The sequence below is a fragment of the Butyrivibrio hungatei NK4A153 genome (assembly GCF_000424465.1).
GTDB lineage: Bacteria > Bacillota > Clostridia > Lachnospirales > Lachnospiraceae > Butyrivibrio > Butyrivibrio hungatei_A.
The window spans coordinates 75906-100279 of the sequence record NZ_KE384195.1 but is presented as its reverse complement, the minus strand read 5'-3'; the positions used below and the strand labels follow the sequence as shown (position 1 = coordinate 100279).

The 24374-nt window shown below is 40.4% G+C and carries 19 protein-coding genes; 18 read left to right on the top strand and 1 reads right to left on the bottom strand.

Annotated features, from left to right (window positions below):
• From ptsP to G628_RS17405, 18 genes are all read left to right on the top strand, one after another.
• A complete protein-coding gene (gene ptsP, locus G628_RS0112345; RefSeq protein ID WP_027209260.1) occupies positions 1-1704 on the top strand; it encodes a phosphoenolpyruvate--protein phosphotransferase in 1704 nt (567 codons plus the stop codon).
• Between the two features lie 840 nt (positions 1705-2544).
• Positions 2545-5880, top strand: coding sequence for a metallophosphoesterase (locus G628_RS0112340; RefSeq protein ID WP_027209259.1), 3336 nt, complete (start codon positions 2545-2547; stop codon positions 5878-5880).
• Between the two features lie 92 nt (positions 5881-5972).
• On the top strand, positions 5973-6689 hold the full coding sequence (locus tag G628_RS18270; protein WP_051199196.1) for a GNAT family N-acetyltransferase: 717 nt from the start codon (positions 5973-5975) through the stop codon (positions 6687-6689).
• 53 nt (positions 6690-6742) lie between these two features.
• The gene (locus G628_RS0112330) at positions 6743-7054 is read left to right on the top strand and encodes a TIGR04076 family protein (RefSeq protein WP_026654438.1); all 312 of its coding nucleotides are present in this window, start codon (positions 6743-6745) and stop codon (positions 7052-7054) included.
• A 12-nt stretch (positions 7055-7066) separates the two neighbouring features.
• Positions 7067-7651: a DJ-1/PfpI family protein gene (locus tag G628_RS0112325; protein ID WP_027209258.1), complete on the top strand. Its 585-nt coding sequence runs from the start codon at positions 7067-7069 to the stop codon at positions 7649-7651.
• 118 nt (positions 7652-7769) lie between these two features.
• Positions 7770-10805: a glycoside hydrolase family 2 TIM barrel-domain containing protein gene (locus G628_RS0112320; RefSeq protein ID WP_027209257.1), complete on the top strand. Its 3036-nt coding sequence runs from the start codon at positions 7770-7772 to the stop codon at positions 10803-10805.
• A 104-nt stretch (positions 10806-10909) separates the two neighbouring features.
• Complete coding sequence (locus G628_RS0112315; protein WP_026654442.1) at positions 10910-11278, top strand: GntR family transcriptional regulator; 369 nt, start codon at positions 10910-10912, stop codon at positions 11276-11278.
• A gap of 17 nt (positions 11279-11295) precedes the next feature.
• Positions 11296-12174 carry an ABC transporter ATP-binding protein gene (locus G628_RS0112310; RefSeq protein WP_027209256.1) on the top strand — a complete coding sequence of 293 codons (879 nt, stop codon included), beginning with the start codon at positions 11296-11298 and terminating at the stop codon, positions 12172-12174.
• Positions 12175-12177: 3 nt separating this feature from the next.
• Positions 12178-12831, top strand: a complete 654-nt coding sequence (locus G628_RS0112305; RefSeq protein WP_027209255.1) for a hypothetical protein — start codon at positions 12178-12180, stop codon at positions 12829-12831.
• A gap of 11 nt (positions 12832-12842) precedes the next feature.
• Positions 12843-13493, top strand: coding sequence for a hypothetical protein (locus G628_RS0112300; RefSeq protein WP_027209254.1), 651 nt, complete (start codon positions 12843-12845; stop codon positions 13491-13493).
• A 196-nt stretch (positions 13494-13689) separates the two neighbouring features.
• A complete protein-coding gene (gene argH / locus G628_RS0112295; protein ID WP_027209253.1) occupies positions 13690-15075 on the top strand; it encodes an argininosuccinate lyase in 1386 nt (461 codons plus the stop codon).
• Positions 15076-15105: 30 nt separating this feature from the next.
• Positions 15106-16191: an aspartate-semialdehyde dehydrogenase gene (gene asd, locus G628_RS0112290; RefSeq protein ID WP_026654448.1), complete on the top strand. Its 1086-nt coding sequence runs from the start codon at positions 15106-15108 to the stop codon at positions 16189-16191.
• A gap of 6 nt (positions 16192-16197) precedes the next feature.
• Positions 16198-17574, top strand: a complete 1377-nt coding sequence (locus G628_RS18265) for an ATP-binding protein (RefSeq protein WP_051199195.1) — start codon at positions 16198-16200, stop codon at positions 17572-17574.
• Positions 17567-19720, top strand: a complete 2154-nt coding sequence (locus G628_RS17410) for a DNA topoisomerase (RefSeq protein ID WP_051199194.1) — start codon at positions 17567-17569, stop codon at positions 19718-19720. The genes G628_RS18265 and G628_RS17410 overlap by 8 nt, the downstream gene beginning before the upstream one ends.
• A 32-nt stretch (positions 19721-19752) precedes the next feature.
• Positions 19753-20427 (top strand): UDP-N-acetylglucosamine pyrophosphorylase, encoded by a 675-nt coding sequence (locus tag G628_RS0112275; protein ID WP_027209252.1) that lies wholly within the window; start codon positions 19753-19755, stop codon positions 20425-20427.
• A gap of 186 nt (positions 20428-20613) precedes the next feature.
• On the top strand, positions 20614-21306 hold the full coding sequence (locus G628_RS0112270) for an iron-sulfur cluster assembly scaffold protein (RefSeq protein ID WP_026513780.1): 693 nt from the start codon (positions 20614-20616) through the stop codon (positions 21304-21306).
• A 22-nt stretch (positions 21307-21328) separates the two neighbouring features.
• Complete coding sequence (locus G628_RS0112265; RefSeq protein WP_027209251.1) at positions 21329-22348, top strand: GGGtGRT protein; 1020 nt, start codon at positions 21329-21331, stop codon at positions 22346-22348.
• A 249-nt stretch (positions 22349-22597) separates the two neighbouring features.
• Positions 22598-23170, top strand: coding sequence for a VanZ family protein (locus tag G628_RS17405; protein WP_051199193.1), 573 nt, complete (start codon positions 22598-22600; stop codon positions 23168-23170).
• A 75-nt stretch (positions 23171-23245) separates the two neighbouring features.
• Here the strand turns inward: G628_RS17405 and G628_RS0112255 are convergent, their stop codons facing one another.
• Entirely contained in the window at positions 23246-24286 is a 1041-nt protein-coding gene (locus tag G628_RS0112255; protein ID WP_026654451.1) for a GGDEF domain-containing protein, read from the bottom strand.
• Positions 24287-24374: the final 88 nt, after the last annotated feature.

The following is a 24374-nucleotide window of genomic DNA, read 5'->3' as shown; positions in this document are numbered from 1 at the left end:
ATGTATAAAGGCATAGAAGCATCAAGAGGAATTGGCATTGGCAGTATCTGTCTTATAACAGATTATGATCTGTCATTTGAAGCTAAACATATTGAAGATACAGAAGCAGAAAAAAACAGACTTGGAGCGGCTGTGGAGGTTTTAAAAGTTAAAACATCCGCTATGGCCGATAATATAAGGAAAACTATCGGGGCCAAAGAAGCTGAGATTATGGAAGGTCATATAGCAATGATCGCCGATCCCGCTATGTCGGGTGAGATGAACAAGATGATCGATGCGGGACAGTGCGCCGAGGCAGCAGTCACTGCTGTGTGCGATATGTTCATAGGTATGTTTTCCAAAATGGAAGATGATATGATGCGCCAGCGTGCATCTGATATTTCCGATGTGAAAACAGGTCTTTTGAAAGAACTTCTTGGAATAGAAGATGTTGATATAAGCAAAGTGCCGCAGGGTACTGTGCTTGTTGCTCATGACCTTACTCCTTCAATGACTTCACAGATAGTTAAAGAGAATGTTGTAGGCATTATCACGGAAGTTGGCGGAAAGACCTCACATTCAGCCATTCTTGCAAGAGCACTTGAGATTCCTGCCGTTCTTTCGGTTCCCGATATAACGGAACAGGTAAAAGATAAAGATACCGCCGTTGTCGATGGCACAGAAGGCGTTGTATATATTAATCCTGACGGGGAGATAGTTTCAAAATATGTTATCAAGAGGGAAGAATTTATACGCGCGCAGGCTGAACTTGAGAGTTTCAGGGGGAAAGAAACTCTTACGGCTGACGGCATGAAGGTAGAGCTTTTCTGCAATATAGGTACGCCTAAGGATGCAAAGAAGGCTATAGAATGCGACGGGGAAGGTATAGGTCTTTTCCGCTCGGAATTTTTGTTCATGGACAAGTCTCATCTTCCTTCCGAGGATGAACAGTTTGAAGCATACAAAGAAGCGATTGAGATCATGAACGGTAAGACGGTTATCATCCGTACTCTTGATATAGGTGGAGATAAAGAGATTCCGTATCTGGGACTTGAGAAAGAGGACAATCCTTTCCTTGGATACAGGGCGGTGCGCTATTGTCTTGCAAATCCGGAAATTTATAAGACGCAGCTTCGCGGAATCCTTCGCGCAAGTGCATTTGGTAAGGCAAAGATCATGGTTCCGCTTGTTACCTGTGTCGATGAGATCCGTGCAGTGAAGGCGCTTGTTGAAGAGTGCAAGAAAGAGCTTTCTTCTGAGAATATTGCTTTTGATGAGAAGATAGAAGTCGGATGCATGGTCGAGACGGCGGCAGCTTCGCTCATAGCCGATATGCTCGCAAAAGAAGCGGATTTCTTTTCTATAGGAACAAACGACCTTACGCAGTATACAATGAGTGTCGACCGCGGAAATGCAAAGGTTGCATATCTTTATTCCGCATTCCAGCCTGCGGTTCTTCGCTCGATAAAGAATATAATCGAAGCCGGAAAGGCAGTAGGAATTCCGGTGGGAATGTGCGGTGAGGCGGCAGCAGATCCGCTGATGATACCGCTCCTTATCTCCTTCGGGCTCGATGAGTACAGCGTGAACTCAGTACTTGTACTGACCGCGCGCAGCATCATCTCGAAGTGGTCAAAGGCCGATGCGGATGCTTTGGCTAAGGAAGTGCTTGCGCTTTCTACGGAGGCTGAAGTTGTGGCGGCGCTTAAGGCAGCGGCAAGATGAAGACGTTAAAGAGAATGTGTTTAAGCAGAGAATGCCGCTTCTGAATTATAGAAGGTATTTAAGTAGAGAACATTTCTCGATTGTAGAGACGGTATTTGATAAAGGGTATTTAAGAGATATATTTACGGAGAGAAAAGTGACTAAAAACAGCAGAAGATGCTGATTTAGTCACTTTTTTAGCTCTGTTTTTAAGATCTTTTGTGTGAAGAGTGACTAAATGAAGAACTTTGGAGCAATTTAGTCACTTTTTTCTGCTTTATTCAGGAATTTTTTGTGTAAAGAGTGACTAAATGAAGAACTTTGAAACGATTTAGTCACTTTTTCTGTTTTCTATAAGAATCCGGGTGGAACAAAGATTTGGAGCTGTTGAATAGTGGCAGAACAACAATGATAGAGTCTGCCACTATTCAACAGCTAATGAAAGAGGTAGTTTATTTTACAAGAAGTAGCAGAACGATAATACTAAAATGAACTTCCTATATAGCAGCATGATGCCACTTGCATACAGCAAATTCTGGATGATGATGCTAATGACCATGCGTTGGCGTAGAATGCATATGATTAAGTAAAATAAGAATGATATTATGATAAAATAATAGTGAATATTAGTGTTCTTTCTATGAAGTGGTGATACAGAATATGAAGAAAAGCCAGATTCTTTTCGTGTTTGTTGCCATATTAACTAAAGCATGTTGCAAGATACATTTTTAACATAATTGAGTCACATACATCTAATTTGAAAAACAATGGAATAAGGTAATTTAATGATATTAGGAGCTTTTGTGCAAGGGCTCTTTTTTGGAATCAAGTGATATGTCATATAGTAGGAGGCTTTTTACTATGCTAACTATTTGGGATGTTGTTAATGAGAAAAGTGAAAATAAGTATAATCGGCAAAGAGCTCGAAAACTTGTTAGTAAGTTATGCTTGGTGCAAAAAGGAAGGGATTTTATAAAGAATGAAGAAATAACATCCGCGTTATTGAAAGATATCTATTGTGATTATCGTAAAGAGAATGCTTTTCGTTTTAATGATTGTGATATCGTTCAAAAGAAATTTGCAAAATATGTTATAAGCGGATTGGACGCTTTTCAAAACAAGTATGGGGAAATTCCATCGAATAGATATGTTAGCAAAGCAGGATGGAATAGAATAATCTCGGAAAGTGATGATTATAAAAGTAAGTATTATGATGTATCTTTTGTTTATGAATTTTATTTGATCAATGATACGTTATGGCTTTTTGAGGGAAATACAGGTCCCTATAATCTTGATGATGAGTTTGTTATGTCGCTTATCGTTATGTATATTATCTGCAAACATGATAATGATTTTGAGCCAGAACGTCTTGGAATTTATTCTTTGTATGATCAGGAAGAAAAGGTATTAGATGTATCTGCTATAAATGATGCTACTTTTAAAAGCGTTGCTGAAAAATATATTGGTTATTCCTTTGATACAGCGGTATCATATGAGAACGCTGAGGGAGAAAATACAGATAGAGTAAAAGAGTTAGCGGAGCATTTTGATATTTACGGAAATAATAAATGTGTATGGCCATATTCAGAAGAGAAAGAGGATAAAGCCAAGACTATAAGTACTTATTATTATGGCTTGTTTGCAGAGTTACGGGACAATGAGGATAGTTATGTCAAGGAAGTTGAGATATCACAGAGTTATTCTACTGATTTGATAAAGGTTGAAAAGAATTTACCTGCGGAACTAAATAAGTATGTTCACGAAGAGGCTTTTTCAAAAGCACAGTTAGTTGGATTATGCGCGATTTATTATATAACAGATATTCATTTAGAATGGCATTTGAAAGATGATGATAGGTTATCATCACTACAAGATATAGTAAGTTCGATTATGCCTTCGGATTTAAAAAATAGAATTAAAAATAATAAAGGTGATTATTTGGTTGTATTTGGTGGAGATATCGCAAATACGCTTGATTTATCTACTCGTTTTTATACATTGTTTGTTGATTCATGCAAGAAGCTTAATAAGAATAGTCATGTTCCCATATTCGCAGTTATGGGAAATCACGAGTATTCAGAATTTGATATGATAGATGAGGCTGATTTGGCGTATAGAAGAATGTTTGAATCTATAGGTATCACGCTATTAACAAACGAATATAAAGTCGTGAAACTTGGAGATTTGCGAAAGGATAATATTATGTTGGTTGGAGGGACCGGCTTTGCAAAGTATGAAGAATACTATAATTGCGAGCATATAATTGGACCTCGTTCGTTATCTAGAAAAGAGGAAATACACCAGTCAGAGATTTTTTTATCAGTATATGAAAGGGCATTGAATAATCCTATTACGGCTGGGGCGCCTATCATAGTTCTAACGCATTATCCGTTACATTGTTGGATGCCGGATTATAAGAAAAGTATGAAAAAAAATTGCCTGTATTTTAATGGGCACAATCATAGAAATGAGCTTTATGTTAAAGATGGATACCATTTGTATGCAAATAACCAAGTTGGATATAAAGAAAAGGCAAAAATTGTATTAAAGAAAGTTCTTAACGGCACTGTTGCCAATCCGTTTATTCAATATGGAGATGGAGCATATGAGATTACTCCAGATAGGTATATTTTATTCTTACAGTATTGTGGAGAAGGATCAGACAGTGTATCTTTAATAAAAAAACAGCTCAAGAAGAACCAGGCAAAGTTCTATATGATAAAGAAGAGCGGGTTTTATGGCTTTTTTATTATGGATGAAAATAATGGTGCATATATATGCTATGGTTCGAAATGCAAAAAAATTAGCCATTGTTCAGATATACAGTATTTTTATCAGAATTTTACGGTTGTTGTCTATAGGTATATGTTATCGTTACTGCCTTATAGAGCTGCGGAAGAGAAGATATCCGCGGCTGTAAAACGTTTGGGATTAGATGGAACAATACATGGAGCGATAATCGATTTAGATTTTTATAATCATATCATGCTAAATCCTGATGGAACAATTACAATTTATTATTCACCTTATTTTGGAATGGTTAAAGAATATGACTCGTTTGAAGGATATCTTTCTACTACTGAAAATAAGAAGGCTTTAAGCACTTATAAACAAGAAAAAGAGGAATGTCTTAAGCCTTTAGCTATTTACAATGGAATATCTGAAGATAAAGAAATAAATTCCGTTGATACGTCAGAATATAGCTTATATGGACTTTCAAGAAAAATAAAGAATATTGAACGACTATTTACCAACAATGTTCTTAGAGATTGGAATGAGTCTTTTATAGAGTATAAAAGCATAGAGCAGGTAAAAAAGATTAAAAGAACTGTTTTCCCGAAGAAACTTGATGTAAATGCATGTTTGGGTGAGAAGAAATATGCTTCGCGTATGGAAGAGGCTATTAATCAATTAAATGATGATGTTGCATATAGAGATGGCAATACTGATCTTGGAACATGCCTGTGGGCAGTTGCGGGAAATTCGAAATTATTAAGCATCGTACCGGAAAAATTTAGAACCCCTGAAGTATGCATGGCAGGCATAAGGATTGATCTTTTTGAGTCTGCGATATTAAATACGCCTTGTGATTCATGGAAAAAATGGAGTGATTACTCGGATGAGGTAGTTCTTGATTATCTGAACTTGATTCCGAGAGAGAACTGGAAGACCATAATATGTTCTGAGGACTATTGGGAAACTATTTTGTGCTATATCCGAAAAGGCTTACTCTTTTTATCAATTCCTAAAGAATACATCGGAACTTTTGTTATAAACGAAACGCTACCTGATTGTTTTAAGTATCTGGATAAGTCGCAAATAACACAGGAAGTATATGAAAAAATGGGATTGTATGAGCCAGAGATAGTTCCTGAAGAATATAGAACAAGTAGGTATTATGCAAATACTGTTCGATTGTCATTAAAAAATTTAAAAGAAGTTCCAGAAAGTTATCTTAATGAAGAAGTATACTTGGCAGCTATAAGTAAAAATCGAAGTTATTTTAAGAAAGTACCTGCTGAAATAGTCAGTGATGAGTTTATTATAAAAGCAATTAAAGAGAACTGGCATGTTATCAAAGAAATACAGGATGATATGATTACACCAAGCATAATAAAGGCTGTAGAAAATAGAAGTGATTACGAGTTTGAAGCAGAGATGAAAAAATGGATTAATGCTCATGAAGCAGAAGTGTGATTGCTAAAGTGCTTCTAGATAGGATGAAGAGGCTTTTTTGAGTGCTATAAAAGAATTGAAATTATACGAGTAAAGTAAAAGGGGATTGACGTGTGGATTTAACTGCAATTGAAAACTTGAATATAGATCGCGTTATAAAGCGCGGAACGGCACAGATAATTGAAAAGACAGATGACGCAATACTGCTTAAGGATACGAGAAGCAAGGCTCTAATGCTGGCCTGCGATGATGTTTCAAAAGGAATGGAGATTTTGAAGCAAAACATTGATGATGCAAAGCAAAATATTGGTGAAACGAAGCAAAATAATGGTGAAACAAAGCCTCTTATAATGATATCCAGCGCGGAGCTTGGCAGGAGTGTTGCTGATAAGTTTGGTTATGAGAATATCATGGAGTGTTATCAGATGGCGTTCTTATCAAAAGAGCCACCTAAAGCGGATGATGTGCTCGAATACAAAACGGCAACAATGGAAGATTTTCCTCTTATTTCAAGAGAGTATGGCCTTGTGAGTAAAGAAGAGCTGAAAGAGCTTATTGAGCGTGGCAATATCGTTATGGGGTATGAGAACAGTAGTCCTGTCGGATTTATAGGAGAGCACATGGAAGGTAGTGTTGGACTCTTACAGGTGTTACAGGAACACAGAAGAAAGGGGTACGGCACAGCTCTTGAGATAGAGATGATACGAAGAACTCTCGAAAAGGGGTATATTCCTTTCGGACAAGTTGTCGTTGACAACACAGCATCACTTGAACTTCAGAAAAAACTTGGCTTAACCAAGTCTGAAGGAACAATATTCTGGATGTGGTAACGAGAGAGAAAGTTTTCAGGTATATGTGGTAACGGAGGAGAAATTTTTTAGGTATGAGAGTAAAAATTACTGTGATCAGGAAAGAGTTTTACGGGGATCTTGCCGAAGAGTATTTAGTAGATGGAAAAGAAGCAGGCGCATGTCCTGTGCTTGAAGTTGGAAATGAGTTTTATTATGAAGGCGGAGCTGTAATGCCGGAAGGTTTTTGCCCTGTTGCATGGCTTGATATTTATTCTTCGTTATGTGCTTTGATGAGTGGAAATAATATAATCAGCGATTGGTATAAGAATCCCAAAACAAAGGTTTTATGCTGCACAGACGGTACAAGGCCTGTAGTTTTCAAGCTGGAACAAGTTACAGATTGACAGGAGCGAAAGATGAAAATATTACTGTTTTGTTGTAAGGGCTTTGAAATGCTTGAGTTTGCACCGTTTTACGATGTGGCGGGCTGGGCAAAGAGCGAGTATGGATATGATATTGAGCTTGAGATATGTGGATATGAACGTGAGGTTTCAAGCGCATTTTGGGGAACGCAGATAAAAGTTGATAAGCTGATAAACGAGATAGATGTAAGTGATTATGATGCGCTCGCAATTCCGGGCGGGGATCATAATTACGGTTTTTTTGAAGAAGCTTATGATGAGAGATTTCTTGAACTTATTCGTAAGTTCAATGATAGAAAGAAGACCATCGCGAGTGTTTGCGTCGGTGCACTTCCTATAGGAAAGAGCGGCGCACTTGCGGGAAGAAAAGGTACAACATATCATCTGTGTGATGCTTACAGGCAGAAGAAACTCGCGGGATTCGGTGTGACTGTGATAAATGAACCTGTCGTGATCGACGACAATATCATAACATCGTACTGCCAGCAGACTGCTCCGCAGGTTGCATTTGAGCTACTTGACAGACTTATAGGAGAAGAGAAGACAAACGTCATAAAATCCGGTATGGGATATATCTGAGAGAATAAAGAGTCGCATCCATAGCGTGTCAGCACAATTAAGGTCGAAAAAAAGTTATACTTAGTGTATGATTAAATGATCGACGAATTACGTTTTTTGGATAAAAGGAGACAAGTGTATGAAGAGACTCTTTAACGATGGCTGGAAGTTTTGGAAGTCTGAATATGGCACCGGATACGAGACTGCAGTAAAGAGTGCGGATAAATTTACAGATGTATTGATTCCGCATGATTGGATGATCGAGGATCCACATAATCTGTATGCTACCAATACCGGATGGTATTGCAATAGATTTGAAGTTTCGGAGCCGGATAAAAAGACATTTCTTATATTTGACGGCATCTACATGGACAGCATCGTGTACATAAACGGTCAGGAAGCCGGAGAGTGGAAGAATGGATATACGCAGTTTGTGCTTGATGTCTCCGATTATGTGAAAAAAGGCGAGAATGATATATATGTAGGTGTTAGATGCAGGTATCCAAGCTCCAGATGGTACTCTGGCGCCGGTATTTACAGAAATATATGGATAGATGAGCTTAATGACACATATATACCGGAGAATGGCATTTATGTTCATTCCAAGAAAATGGGAAAAGACTACAAACTTACATTACAGGCGGAAATTTTGGGAACAAAGGCCGGAAAAGCAGAAGTGCTGTATAGGTTATTTGATGATGAAAACAGAGAAGTTGATTTAATCGGATCGGAAAACAGTGAAGTTGACTTATTCGGACAGGCAGACGGTGAAGTTGAGTCGTTCGGACGGGGGAATGTAGGCGCCGAAGATAAAACGTGTGCATTGTCTAAACAGATAGATTCAATCGGCGAAAAAGAGATTTCTTTTTCCATAAAAAATCCCAAATTATGGAGCCCTGAGAATCCTAACCTTTATAAACTTGAAGTTATATTATCGATAGATGGAAGGTGTATTCAGAAGAAAAAAATCAATATCGGCTTTAAAGATTTAAAGCTCGATTCGGCGGAAGGCTTTTTTGTAAACGGAGAGCATACCAAGCTTCAAGGCGTTTGCATACACCACGATCTGGGCGCTCTCGGAGTTGCTTTTAATAAAAATGCGATGAGAAGACGACTATGCCAATTTAAGGAACTTGGTGTAAATGCGATCAGGCTTACACACAATGTATATGCTCCGGAACTTCTTGATCTTGCAGACGAGATGGGCTTTTTTGTCATTTCGGAAGCATTTGATATGTGGGAGAAAGCAAAGACCGAGTACGACTATGCACAGTTCTGGGAAGAGTGGCATGAGAAAGATGCGGAGAGCTGGGTAAAGCGCGACAGAAACCATGTGAGTGTTCTCATGTGGAGTATCGGAAATGAAATATATGACACTCATGCGTCAGAGCGCGGTATGGAGATAACAAAAGAGCTCAGAGGGCTCGTCAGAAAATTTGATCCTTTAAAGAATGCCCTTGTTACATCGGGTTCTAATTATATGCCGTGGGAAAACGCCCAGAAATGTGCAGATGAGCTGGAAGTTGTAGGCTATAACTATGCAGAGAGACTGTATGAGAAACATCACGAGAAGCATCCCGACTGGATAATATACGGAAGTGAGACTTGTTCTCTGGTTCAGAGCAGAAACGTATATCATTTCCCGCTTGGTGAAAAGATATTGATGGATACGGATCTTCAGTGCTCGTCTCTTGGAAACAGTACGACCGGCTGGGGTGCTGAGAGCTTTGAGTATGCAATCTGCAATGACAGGGATATAAAGTACTCACTTGGTCAGTTTGTCTGGACGGGTTATGACTATATCGGCGAGCCTACGCCTTATCAGACCAAGAATTCATACTTTGGACTTGTTGATACTGCGGGATTTAACAAGGATGCTTATTATGTATGGAAATCGGCGTGGGTGAGCTGTGAGAAGAATCCTTTTGTACATGTATTTCCGTACTGGGATTTTAACGAAGGTCAGCGCATTGATGTCAGGGTGGCGAGCAATTGCTGCAAGGTGGAGCTGTTTTTAAACGGAAAGAGCCTTGGCGCACAGGAACTTAGCAATAAACCCGGAAGCGGAAATCATATCATGGCTGATTACAGTGTGATATATGAAATGGGAACGCTTGAAGCAGTGGCATATGATGAGGTGGGCAACATAATCGCAAGGGATGAAAGGAAATCCTTCGGAGATGTTTCTTCGCTCAAAATAAAGGCAGATGCGGAGAATACATTCGGCGATCTTGTTTTTGCGGAGATAAGTGCTTTTGATGCTGACGGCAATCCTGTAGAAAATGCAAATAATTATGTGCATGTTTCTGTAAAAGGCGGAAAGCTGATCGGGCTTGATAACGGTGACAGTACCGATTATGACAGATACCAATCCGATACCGGAAGACTTTTTGGCGGAAAACTTCTTGCGATTGTAAAGGCAGACAAGGAAGGTGCGCCTGTTAAGGTTGATGCGGAGCTGTCGCAAAAGACAGATATTAGGGCTATCAAGCTCTTTTCCGAAAGGGGACAGAATTTAAGTCCTGATGTGAAGACAACTGTTGTTACGGCGAAAATCTTCCCTGCAAGTGCATCTGCGCAGGATCTTAAATTCAGTGTGCTCAACAGAAAAGGAAAAGAAACAAAGCTTGCAACAGTAAGCGTGGATGGCATTAGAGCAGAGATCACGGCAGTTTCGGACGGCTGTTTTAAACTGAGGTGCGAAGCTTACAACGGCGCTGATTCGGCGAAAGTAGTCTCGGAGCTTGATTTCACGGCTGAAGGAATCGGAGATTTTGTCGCAGACGGCACCGAAAAAGAGCTTAGGACTTATACGGAAATAATCGCACCGGATGCAGATTCAATCTATGGCGACAGCTTCCTTAGGTTAAATGATATTGTTCAGGGCATCGGAAACAATGTCACCGTGGGATTTGGCGTTCTTGATTTCGGAGACGAAGGAGCAACCTGCATTGATATAACCGGAAGAGCCATAAAGGGTGCCAATACAATACATCTTCGTTTCTATGATGAAGAGAGCGGAAATGAAGAGCGGGAAATACTTGAGTTTCCAAAGAGTCCCGATTATATGACAAAAACTTTTTCTATAGGAAAAAGAACCGGAAAATGGGATGTGTCGTTTATCTTTTTGCCGGGAAGTTATTTCGACTTCAGGTCGTTCATTTTTGGCAAATAATGCAGATAGAGGGAAAAGATATGTCACTTGATATATCTTTTCTTTTGTGATAAGGTCACTTACATAAGTAATCAACTATACAACCTGAAAGGAGAGTGGACTGCGTGCTGGATAATCTGGGCGAAGAGAAATCAATCTACTTGCAGATAAGCGAGATGGTAGAGGATGAAATATTGCGTGGAATATTAGGCGAGGAAGAACAGGTTCCGAGTACAACAGAGTTGTCCAAGTTTTATAAAATCAATCCGGCAACCGCGGCGAAGGGAATCAATATTCTGGTAGATAAGAAGGTTCTTTATAAGAAGAGAGGAATCGGTATGTTTGTTCAGACCGGTGCCAAAGACATGATAATGGAAGAGAGAAGAAATAACTTCTACGAAACCTTTGTAAAAAAGATAATAAATGAAGCGAAGCTTATCGGAATAGACAAGGAAGAGCTCAAGAAGATGATAGACGGAAGTAATGGAACCTGATAAATAAGGAGACGGTAATGGGAGTTTTAGCGGGTAAGAATATAGTAAAAAAATACGGAAAAGAAACCGTTTTGAAAAATATTGATATCAATTTGGAAACAGGTAAGATCTATGGCCTTATTGGTCGAAACGGCGCGGGAAAAACTACTCTTTTATCCATACTGACTGCGCAGAATCCGGCTACGGAAGGTACTGTAACTTTGGATGGAGAAGCTGTATGGGAGAATGAGAAGGCATTGTCACGAATTTGCTATTCCAGAGAGATTTCGCAGGTTACAATGCTTGGAACGAATAATCTTAAGGTAAAAGAATATCTTGCTACCGCAAAGGCTTTTTATGCGAACTGGGATGAAGAATATGCAAAGGAGCTTATAAAGCTCTTTAAGATCGATGCCGGCAAAAGGATAAGAGGGCTGTCAAAGGGAATGCTGTCGGTAGTTACTATAATTGTGGCACTTGCAAGTAAAGCGGAGATAACAATCCTTGATGAGCCTGTTGCGGGACTTGATATTGTGGCAAGAGAACAGTTCTATAATCTTGTCATTGATGAATACGCAAATACGGGAAGGACCTTTATAATAAGCACTCATATCATTGAGGAGGCGGCTTCGTTATTTGAGAGAGTTATCATTATTGATGGCGGAGAAATCAAATTTGAGGAAAATACAGAGGATCTTCTTGCGAGAGCATATCGCGTGAGCGGATCTGCGGAGGCGGTTGATAAGGCGGTAAGCGGATACAAAGTATATAACACTGAGACAATTGGAGGGTTCAAGGTAGCTATATTGCTGGCAGAAGAGCCCGGTATTGACTTTGGGGAAGAGGTTCATATAGAGCCCGTTTCACTTCAAAATCTTTTCTATGCTATGTGTAAGAGCGCGGAAAAGGGGGCTTAATGTATGAGTGATCTTTTTAAAAGAACTGCAAAATACTATTTTAGGCAGGGAATAAAACTATTTTCTTATATTTCACTCGGGGTACTCGCGGTAGCAGTAATGTGGACTGCTACGCTACTGGGAGAAGGAGATGACTGGAGCAGGAGACTGTTTTTAATGCTTCTTGAATTTTTTGAATTTTTCATGCCGTATGCTGCTTTTATGCTTTCATTATATGCAGCTACATTGAACGATGGTATCGTATTGTCTATGGGTGCAAGAAGAAAAGATATTTTCATTGGCAATCTGATAAAACAGGGCACGTACGCATTGTGTAATGCATTGGGATATTTATTGCTTGCTTTGCCGGTGTGGGAGCAAGGACGCATTAAGCATGTGCTTTTTGTAATTGCAATGTCGCTTGCGTCGGGAGCGTCGGGATACTTTTTCGGATATAAGGTTGATAAATACAATAATGCCGTTGCTGCTGTTGTTGCAATAGTTTATATGCTTCTATATGTACTTATCAGGTATTCTTTTGTGATTATAGACGTCGGTTTTTCAGCTTATGCATTTGAGAATAACGTGGTTATATATGCGCTAGGAGCACTGCTGATATTTGCCGGCATGGAAGTGCTGATATATAGGGCAAATAAGTACAGTTCGGTTGTTACGTGACAGGGGGAAATATGCTTAGAGATTTCAAGACAGTTATATGCCTAAAAAAAACTAATATATTATTGAATATTGTGATGGTAACATTCGGAATATTGCTGGTTATCTTTGCTGCGAGATTACTGAGAGATGAGGAGTTTTTTTATCTGCAATGGGGATTTTTGACGGCTTCAATTGTGGCTGCCTGCATGTGCGTAAAATGGTGTATGTCGGCAACAGAAGTTCCGAGAGGATTGAGCTTTGGTATTACCAGATATAAGCTTTTTATCTGGAGCAGGGTGTGGGATTTTCTGGAACTTGTTATTATTATCTTTCCGGTCGTTTTTTGTTTAAAAGACGGATTTTATCCGTGTTTTAAGCTTGTGATAATTCTTTTTGGATTTGCTATGTGGCTTGAGGGACTGGCCGGAAACAGCGTAATACGGTTTGGAATGTTGGCATTTTGGTCGTATTTCGTTACGATTAATGCCGCATTTGTGCTCACGGCAAGGGTTGTATTATCTGATTCGGTTGCACATTATATGGGAAATGGCTTTTTTGGCGTATTATTATCAACCGGATCCGACCGGTTGCAGGTTTGGGCAGGGATTATGGCGTTCGTTGCGGCCGGTCTTTTGATAAACTGGCTTACATTCAGAAAGATTGAAGTGATATTTATTTCATAGATCCTGCGTACAATATTGGCTTATATGACTGTAAAATGTCCGCGTATCGCGGACATTTGTTTTTTTATACAATAAAACAACTTAAACCAATTAAGATTTGAGCAATATTATACATTGTTTTTGAAAGTCTCTTATGTTAAGTTGTGATTATAATTTTTTGTACTTTACTATGAAAAAGTGGGAAGGATAAATAAATATGGCACAGCTTTGGGGAGGCAGATTCACCGGCAGTATCAATGAACTGGCTTGGAATTTTAATGCATCCATCAGTTTTGACAAGAGATTTTTGGAACAGGATGTAAGAGGCAGCAAGGCACATGCAACTATGCTTGCCAAGCAAAACATCATTTCAGAAGAAGAGAAGAAGCTCATAACTGAGGGACTTGATTCTATATTAGAGGACGTTAAGTCCGGGAAACTTGAAATTACCGGCAAATATGAGGATATTCACAGTTTCCTCGAGGCTAATCTTATAGACAGGGTCGGAGACGCAGGAAAAAAGGTCCACACGGGACGAAGCAGAAACGATCAGGTTGCTCTTGATATGAGACTTTATGTGAGGGGCGAAGTTGAGCACATGGCAGATCTTTTGAACAATATGCTCGTTACGCTTCTTGATATTATGAAAGCGAACACCGAGACTTATATGCCGGGGTTTACGCATCTTCAGAAAGCACAACCCGTTACACTTGCACACCACGTAGGTGCATATTTTGAAATGTTTAAAAGAGACCTTCTCAGGATGAAGGATATAAGAGAGAGAATGAACTATTGTCCGCTCGGAGCCGGAGCGCTTGCGGGAACGACATATCCGCTTGACAGAGATTATACGGCACAGCTCCTTGATTTCTACGGACCTACATTAAACAGCATGGATTCCGTATCGGACAGAGATTATCTTATTGAGTTCCTTGCAGCTCTTTCAACTGTAATGATGCATCTTTCGAGATTTAGCGAAGAGATCATCATCTGGAACTCAAATGAATACAGATTTGTGGACATTGATGATGCATATTCTACAGGAAGCAGCATCATGCCGCAGAAGAAGAACCCTGATATCGCGGAGCTTGTAAGAGGTAAGACCGGAAGAGTTTACGGAGACCTTACGTCGCTTCTTACAACCATGAAGGGAATTCCGCTTGCATACAACAAGGATATGCAGGAGGACAAAGAGGCTGCGTTTGATGCCATCGATACGGTTTCCAATTGCCTGACTCTTTTTACCGATATGTTAAGGACACTTAAGTTCAACAAAGAGAACATGGAAAAGAGTGCGATGATGGGCTTTACAAATGCCACTGATGCGGCAGATTACCTTGTTGTTAAGGGTATGCCTTTCAGAGATGCACATTCCGTTATCGGAAGACTTGTTCTTTATTGTATAGACAAGAAGTGTGCGATAGACGATCTTAAGATAGATGAACTTAAGAGCTTTTCGGAGCTTTTTGACGAGGACATCTATGATGCGATCAGTCTTGAAACTTGTGTAAACAAGAGGCTTACGGTCGGAGCACCGAGCCCTGTTGTAATGAAAAAAGTAATTGATGTTAATGAAGCTTTTTTAAAAGAATTTAAGCTTTAATATATTTTAGGAGAATCTTAGGAGGACATTATGAGCGAGAAATTGAAGGTTGCAGTACTTGGCGGAACAGGAATGGTAGGACAGAGATTTATTGATATTATCAAGGATCATCCCTGGTTTGAGGTCACAACAATTGCTGCAAGCCCCAGAAGTGCAGGACAGACATACGAAGAGGCTGTAGGAAACAGATGGAAGATGGACGGACCTATTCCTGATTCTGTCAAGAATATCGTTATCAAGGACGTTACTGATGTAAAGGGCGTTTCAGAGGACGTTGACTTTGTTCTTTCAGCAGTAAACATGTCAAAGGACGAGATCAAGGCTATCGAGGAAGAGTATGCTAAGACAGAGACTCCTGTAGTTTCTAACAACAGCGCACACAGATGGACTCCCGATGTTCCTATGATCATCCCTGAGATCAACCCTGAGCATATGGATGTTATCGAATTCCAGAAAAAGAGACTCGGAACAACAAAGGGATTCATCGCAGTTAAGCCCAACTGCTCAATCCAGAGCTACACACCCGCTCTTACAGCTTGGAAGGAGTTCGAGCCTTATGAGGTAGTTGCTACAACATACCAGGCTATTTCAGGAGCAGGAAAGAACTTTGATGAGTGGCCGGAGATGGTTGGAAATGTTATTCCTTTCATCTCAGGTGAGGAAGAGAAGTCAGAGAAAGAGCCCCTCAGAATCTGGGGTAAGGTTGAGAACGGTGTTATCGTTCCTGCCGATGATGTTAAGATCACATGCCAGTGCATCAGAATTCCTGTACTTTACGGACATACAGCAGCTGCTTTTGTTAAGTTCAAGAAGAATCCTACAAAGGAACAGCTTATCGAGAAGCTTGAGAAATTCTCAGGACTTCCTCAGCAGCTTAATCTTCCCAGCGCTCCCAAGCAGTTTATTCAGTATATGCAGGAAGATAACAGACCTCAGATCACACTTGACGTTAACTATGAGAACGGCATGGGTGTAAGCATCGGACGTATCCGTGAGGATTCTGTTTATGATTGGAAGTTTGTAGGTCTTTCACACAATACACTTCGCGGCGCTGCAGGCGGAGCGGTTGAGTGTGCAGAACTCTTGAAGGCAAGTGGATATATTAACAAAAAGTGATAGGTTATGGAAGAACAGAGGCAGGATGATTTAAATTTTTTAAACAGATACTATGAGAGTGGTTTGTCCAATATTCTTGTTGTCTACGGACACAGGAATATTGAACAGGACTCCTTTCTTTTGAAATTCATGGAAAACAGGAAGAGCTTTTTCTATTCGGCGCGCTCTGCATCGTCCGGAGAACAGCTCAGACTGTGGACCGAGGAATTAAAAAATGATGGAATATCTGCGGGAAAAATAGAAAGTTATTACGATCTGTTTAGTGCCTGTGCGGATTCCGTGGGAAGAGCTCCTGTTGTTTTTGTGATCAGAAATTTTGAGAACATATTAAAGACAGACGCGGCGTTCATGGATCAGCTGACCGGTTATCTTGAAAAGAACGGCAAATTCAAGCAGGTTCTTGTTCTTCTTGTGAGTTACGATGTCAACTGGGTTGAGAACAGTATGGTGGCAAGTCTTGGTAATCTTGCGGCAAATATCGTAGGATTTAGGAAAATCAAGCCGCTTCCGTTTTCTGCACTCAGGTCTTTTTATCCCAATATGTCTTATAAGGATGCTGTGCTGACTTATTCGGTACTTGGCGGACAGACGGGACTTTGGAGATATTTTGACGATACACTTTCATTTAAAGAGAATGTTTGTAAGAATATTTTGAACAAGGATTCTTTTCTCCGCAGCGAAGCAATAAGGCTTACGTCAGAGAACCTCAGGGAAACTGCGGTCTATCACACGATTCTTTCCGTGATGGCACGCGGTATCAATAAGCTCAATGATATTTATCATGAGACCGGGTTCTCAAGAGCAAAGATTTCTGTTTACCTCAAGACTTTGATAAATCATGATTTTGCTTATAAGGCATATTCATTCGGAAATGTAGGAAGGGAAAATGTTGTAAAGGGAGTGTACAAGATAGCCGATCCTCTCATAGATTTTTACTTCAGGTTTATCTTCCCGAATGAAAGTAATCTTATACGGATGCCTGCCGAAAGATTTTATGATATATTTATATCTGCAGGAATTCAAAATTATGCTACGGAACATTTTAAGTCCGTTTGCCGCGAGTATATCTTGCACTGTGAGGAGAGAGGTCTTTTTCCTTTTGAGATCGAAGACGAAGGAGAATGGCTTGGCAAAGAGGGAAACCTCGATATTATCGTCCAGAGCGATGTGGGAGATACGGCAATCGGAATGTGCTGTTGGCAGAGACAGGCTACACATGATGACCTATTAGGCATAGAGTCCTGCGCAAAAAAAGCAAGACTTGAGGGAGATTATTACTATCTCTTTTCAACTGTGGGATTCGATGCGTGGTTGCAGGATGCGGCCATGAAGCCCGATAGTAAGATACGGTTGATTGGGATAGACGAACTTACGAATGGCTAAACAGGTTTATATAGCGGAAAAACCGAGTGTTGCCCAGGCTTTTGCCTCGGCGATGAAAATAAATTTTACCAGGAGAGATGGTTATCTTGAGTCAGATACCGCCATTGTTACATGGTGTGTCGGACACTTGGTAACCATGAGCTATCCTGAGGTCTATGACGAAAAATACAAAAGGTGGTCTTTGGACACACTTCCATTTATTCCGGAAACTTTTAAATATGAGGTTATCGGAAATGTCTCAAAACAATTCAAGATTGTAAAAGAACTGCTGAACAGAGAAGATGTAGACACGATATATATCTGTACCGACTCGGGACGAGAGGGTGAATATATATATCGTCTTGTTGATATGCAGGCAAATGTAAAAGATAAGAAGCGAAAGAGAGTATGGATCGATTCCCAGACGGAAGACGAGATCATGCGCGGAATCAGGGAAGCGAAGGATGACAGCGAGTACGATAATCTCGGAGCATCCGCGTTTCTTAGGGCAAAAGAGGATTATCTTATGGGTATCAATTTCTCGAGAGCCCTTACCTTGAAATATGCGTATTCTATCAAGAATTATCTCAATATAGATAAGTGCGTAGTATCCGTGGGACGTGTAATGACCTGTGTTTTGGGCATTGTCGTTGAAAGGGAGAGGGAGATAAGAGAATTCGTTAAGACTCCTTTTTACCGCGTTATTTCAAAGGTTGATATTGCGGGTAAAAAATGCGATGCGGAGTGGAGAGTAACTGATGACTCCAAGTATAACGGCTCTTTTGACCTGTACAGTGAGAAAGGCTTTAAGACCGAAGAAGGTGCGAATAAGCTGATCGCATCGCTTGGAGAGACTCCCGTCAGTGCGTCCGTACTTAAATGTGAGAAGAAAAAAGAAGCCAAGAATCCGCCTCTTTTGTATAATCTTGCGGAGCTTCAGAATGATTGCTCGCGATTCTTTAAGATAAGTCCGGATGAAACGCTTGCGGTTGCACAGGAGCTTTACGAGAAGAAGCTTACGACTTATCCGAGAACGGATGCCAGAGTTATGTCATCGGCTATCGCAAAGGTGATCGATAAGAATATCAACGGGCTTTCTGCATATGCTCCGTGTGCGATATTTGCAAAGTCGATATTGCAGCATGAGGCGTATAAAGGTATTGAGAAGACAAGGTATGTAAACGACAAGGCAATCACCGACCACTATGCGATTATTCCTACGGGACAGGGACTTTCGGCGCTTCAGGGGCTGAGTCCTACATCAGCCAAGGTTTATGAGATAATAGTAAGGAGGTTCCTGGCTGTCTTTTATCCGCCTGCGAATTATCAGAAGGTTGCGCTTGAACTTGCGATGGACAATAAGGAAGAAGAGGGCAAGAAAGAACACTTTTTTGCAAACTTCAAGATACTTACGCAAAAGGGTTATCTTCACGTGATGGATTATTCTTTTTTCAAGGATAAAGATAAGAATAAAAAAGCGGATGATGACAAAGAAAATGAAGGTGAGGATGAGACAGTAACCGATGAGGAGCTCTTTGAACATCTTCAAAAGCTTAAGAAGAACGATGTTTTAAGCGCTGAATCTTTTGAGCTTAAAGAGGGTGAGACGACTCCGCCCAAGAGATATAACTCGGGTACGATGATCCTTACGATGGAGAATGCGGGACAGTTTATCGAGGATGAGGAGCTCAGAGCACAGATAAAGGGTTCGGGAATCGGAACGAGTGCTACGAGAGCAGGTATTCTTACAAAGCTTGTCAATATAAAGTATCTTAATCTTAATAAGAAGACACAGATAATAACACCGACGCAGCTCGGAGAGATGATATACGAGACGGTTGCATGTTCAATGAAGCCGATGCTCAATCCCGCGCTTACCGCAAGCTGGGAGAAGGGACTTACCGGCGTTGCGGAAGGCAGTATTTCCGAAAAAGAATATATGGATAAGCTTGATGATTTTGTCAGCAAGAGGACGAATCTTGTAAAGCAAAATGATTACAGAAGGCTGCTGCTTTCAAGGTTTGACTATGTTTCGACCAATTATAAAAAGGCTGAGACAAAGAAAAGTTCAGCCAAGAAGACTACTAAAAAGAAGGCGGCAAAAGAGGCTACAGCAAAAGAAACTACGGTAGAAGGCTCAAACGAAGCATCAGCCCGTAATGAATAATTATATAAAAAACATGGTAACGGAGGCGTAAAATGGAAGAATTTAAGATTTCTAATATGTATGATCTTAATGAGACAATTGCGGCAGATTATATGAAGACTAAGGAGTATCCGTGGGAACTTCTTGCAGGGATCAAGGACTATATCATAGAGCTTGGAAATAAGCTTCCCGCAGATAAGTTTGATAAGCGCGGCGAGAATGTATGGGTCGCAAAGAGTGCAAAGGTGTTTGACTCTGCTTATATCGGCGGGCCCTGCATCATCGATGAGGATGCGGAAGTAAGACAGTGTGCATTCATAAGAGGAAGCGCAATTGTCGGAAAAGGTGCGGTTGTAGGAAATTCTACCGAGCTTAAAAATGTTATTCTCTTTAACAAAGTTCAGGTTCCTCATTACAACTATGTCGGAGATTCTATTCTTGGCTTTAAGTCTCACATGGGAGCAGGTTCGATCACATCAAACGTAAAGAGCGACAAAAAGCTCATCGTTGTAAAGAACGGTGCGGACGATAAGGTCGAGACAGGCCTTAAGAAGATGGGAGCAATGCTTGGGGATAATGTTGAAGTCGGATGTAATTCCGTTCTTAATCCGGGAACGGTTATCGGCAGATGGTGTAATGTTTATCCGCTTTCATCGGTAAGAGGATGCATTCCTGCGCATCATATCTTTAAAGATAAGGATCATATCGTTAAGAAGATTGAAGAATAAATATTCCGTTAAAAATATAACATTGGCATTGAAATATACATGAATTTATGCCAAAATAAGTTTTGGCGGATTGTTGTTCGCCGTCTCTGGCCGTGCCCGGCAAGCACATTTTTAATGGTCAGTCTAAATTACAGGTAGTTAGTAAGTAATGGTTCATTACTTTACAATATGAAAGGAGATTTTCACATGATTTACTCAACAGAGGTAAAGAATATGTGTCCCGTAACACAAGGGGTACATCATGGTGCTGCGCCTATTCCTGAAGAGGCTAAGTGGGTTCAGTCCAAAGAGATTAAGGACATTTCCGGCTATACACACGGTATTGGTTGGTGTGCACCTCAGCAGGGTTGCTGCAAGCTTTCACTTAACGTTAAGGAAGGTATCATTCAGGAGGCACTCGTAGAGACAATCGGATGCTCAGGAATGACACATTCAGCAGCTATGGCATCTGAGATTCTTCCCGGACTTACAGTTCTCGAAGCTCTTAACACAGACCTTGTTTGTGATGCTATCAATACTGCTATGAGAGAGCTCTTCCTTCAGATCGTATACGGAAGAACTCAGTCTGCATTTTCAGAGGACGGACTTCAGATCGGTGCAGGTCTTGAGGATCTTGGTAAGGGTACACGTTCAATGGTTGGTACAACTTACGGAACACTTGACAAAGGACCTCGTTATCTTGAGCTTACTGACGGTTACATCACAGAGGTTGCTCTTGATGAGAACGACGAGATTATCGGATACAAGTATGTTAACTTCGGCAAGATGATGGACTTCATCAAGGCCGGTGATGACGCTAACACAGCAATGGAGAAGGCTAAGGGTCAGTACGGACGTGTTGCTGATGCAGCCAGATTCATTGATCCCAGAAAAGAGTAATTAAGGTAAGGAGGAATTTAAAATGGCTTTATTTGAATCATATGAAAGAAGAGAGCCCCAGATCCTGGCTTGCCTTAAGGAGTATGGGATTTCTTCAATAGAAGAGTGTAAAGAAATTACAATGGCAGCAGGTATCGATGTTTACAGCCTTATCGAAGGCATTCAGCCTATCTGCTTTGAGAACGCTAAGTGGGCTTACACAGTAGGTGCCGCTATCGCAATCAAGAAGGGATGCCGCAAGGCTTCTGAGGCTGCTGCTGCAATCGGTATCGGTCTTCAGGCTTTCTGTATTCCCGGATCAGTTGCTGATCGCCGTAAGGTAGGTCTTGGACACGGTAACCTTGGAAAGATGCTTCTTGAAGAGGATACAGAGTGCTTCGCATTCCTTGCAGGCCACGAGTCATTTGCTGCTGCTGAGGGTGCTATCGGTATCGCTGAGAAGGCTAACAAGGTTCGTCAGAAACCTCTCAGAGTTATTCTTAACGGTCTTGGAAAAGACGCAGCTCAGATCATTTCTCGTATCAACGGTTTCACATATGTTGAGACTCAGTACGATTACTACACAGGCGAGGTAAAGGAAGTATTCAGAAAGTGCTATTCTAAGGATGCAAATTCACCTCGTGCAAAGGTTAACTGCTACGGCGCTAACGACGTACAGGAAGGTGTTGCTATCATGTGGAAGGAGAACGTTGACGTATCTATCACAGGTAACTCAACAAATCCTACAAGATTCCAGCACCCTGTTGCAGGAACATATAAGAAAGAGCGTACAGAAGCCGGCAAGAAGTACTTCTCAGTTGCTTCAGGCGGCGGTACAGGACGTACACTTCACCCTGATAACATGGCTGCAGGTCCTGCTTCTTATGGTATGACAGATACTATGGGACGTATGCACTCAGACGCTCAGTTCGCAGGATCTTCATCAGTTCCCGCTCACGTTGAGATGATGGGTCTTATCGGCGCAGGTAACAACCCGATGGTTGGTATGACTGTTTCTACAGCCGTTTCTATCGAAGAGGCTGCTAAAGCGGGTAAATTCTGACCTTAATCACTTAGCGAGGTTTTTTCGAGCTTAGTGAGTAAGGTCGTTCGATTTCGCGTTTACGCGAAATTGAACTTCCTTATTTAGCTTGATAGCTAATTTTATTAGTAAATAACAAGGTCGGTTCTGTTTCACACAGAACCGACTTTTTCTTTGCGAAACCCAGTCTTTTTTTGACTTTGCGGCGCTTCAGTGTTATTATTTTCGCATGTCATAGGCTCTTTTAATGGCTTGAAAGGAAAGTTTTATATGATTCAGATTACTTACATGGGGATGTTTGCTTTTATTACTATATGCTGGATCGTTGCAAGATTAATATGTGCCAGAGTTAATAAAAGTGTTAATATAAAAAATGAATTGAAACTTTTGACTGTATATGCCTGTATCGTTGTTATTGCAAGATATGTATATTTTCCGTTTCAGCTTGAAAACGGTCATATAACTCCTGTTATTTTTGACATTCATAAGGCATATCCGTTTAAATGCAATTTCAAGATGTTTCTTTTTCTGGAGCAGAAATATGCAGGTTATAAGATAAACATATTGGGAAATATTGCGATGTTTGTACCTGTGGGGATTGTGTTGCCTTTCTGCTTTAAGAATCTAAATAATATAATAAAAGTTACTTTGATTGGATTATGTTGTACGCTTTTTATTGAGATATCCCAGCTGCCTTTATATCAAAGACGCACCGATATCGACGATGTGCTACTTAATACAATAGGAGTGTTTATCGGAGCTTTGGTGTATTTTGAAGCAAGAGCGGTATATGAATTTATTAAAGAAGACAGAAAAGACTCTAAGATGATCGCTGAAAACTGATCGTTGGAGAGTAGTTTTTACAAAATAAGAAACGCCTGCAAAACGTTGATTTTGCAGGCGTGATTTTTATAATGATTATTTGATCATATCGGGATAGTTATAATAGAATTCTTCGTTGAATTCCTGTTCGTACTTGTTTGCGTATTTCATAGCACTGTGCAAAGCGCCGTCTGTGTTGTCTGTGTAGTATCCGACTGTGAAATAGAGCCACTCGGGATCGCTTGCAAGATCTTTTAAGTTCTCAATTTTTTCCTCAAATTCATCTTCGGTACAGGTTGTTGATATGATCGCAAACTCGTCACCTGATGAGCGGTAGATATAATCGTTCTGGAATACCTCTTTTAGAACTTTTCCGGCCTCTTTAAGAAGAGCATTTCCTACATCATGACCCTTTTTCTCATTGACGGTCTTAAGTGTGTTGAGATAGCAGAATGCAACGCTGAACGGAGCAGGAGCAAGCTTTAACTGTGCTGACAGCTCATCGACCATATTATTCATGGCTGTTCTGTTATATACGCCTGTTCTTGAATCAATAAGGCTAAGGCTTCTTAATCTCTCTATAAGGAGATGGTGGGCTGCTTCTGATGAAACGAATATAGACATAAGAGTTATAGCCTCTTTTATAGTGTCGATGATCGATGTATCAAAGTTTGTGAGATACATATAGCCGATTATTGTATTCTGATGAATGAAAGGAACAAGGCATAGCGATTCAACTCCGTTTTCTTTAAGGGTTTCTACCCATTTCGGAGAGCGCTTTGCATAATATTCCATGTCGTCGCTGTTTTTTATTATGATAGAATCGTTTTCCAGGATCATTTCTTCCCAGGATTCAACTATTTCATAGGGAATTTTGTCAAAAACATTCTGAAGGACAATCTCATTGTTTCTCACACTTTCGCCAATAACGTCAAATCTGTAAAGGTCTCTTGAAATAGTCATGATGCATGAAGCATAGGAATTGGTGAATTCTCTGAGATCTTTTGCAACGTTATTCATGCTTGAGCGAAAATCTTCGCCTTTGCGCATGTGAAGACAAGTCTTTATTATGAATGCCGAGATATCGGCCGGTAATTCTTTTTCTTCAAAATGATCAAATAATGTGTCGAGTGACATTGTATACCTCCAAAATGCTTTCTGCCGCGTCCCTGCGGAGCTTATAAGGAAGTGCAGATTAAATCAATATTCCTTATATATATTATCC